Source organism: Lactobacillus delbrueckii subsp. delbrueckii DSM 20074 = JCM 1012 (assembly GCF_001433875.1).
GTDB lineage: Bacteria > Bacillota > Bacilli > Lactobacillales > Lactobacillaceae > Lactobacillus > Lactobacillus delbrueckii.
In genome coordinates, this window is the sequence record NZ_AZCR01000148.1 from 1 (window position 1) to 295 (window position 295).

General features: G+C 43.1%; 1 protein-coding gene. It reads right to left on the minus strand.

What is annotated here, in order from left to right:
* The coding region (locus FD23_RS08890; protein WP_155515453.1) for an IS3 family transposase at window positions 1-295 on the minus strand (295 nt) is incomplete at both ends.

Here is a 295-nt window from a genome sequence, read left to right on the forward strand (position 1 = left end):
AACATGATTCCGATATTCAATCGGGGTCATGTTTTTTCGTCCTGTCTTGATTCTTACGTTGTTGTAGTAATCGATGTATTTCTGAATAGCTTGCTCAAGCTCATTTAAGTCCTTGTATTTATGTTCTTGGCCGTAAAACATCTCCCGCTTAAGAATGCCGAAGAAGCCTTCCATTAAGCCGTCATCAAGAGAATTACCCAACCTGGACATACTCTGATCGATCCCTCTGTTAGCCAGAGCGGCTTGATATGCTTGGTGCTGATATTGCCAGCCACGGTCTGAGTGGAAAATAAGC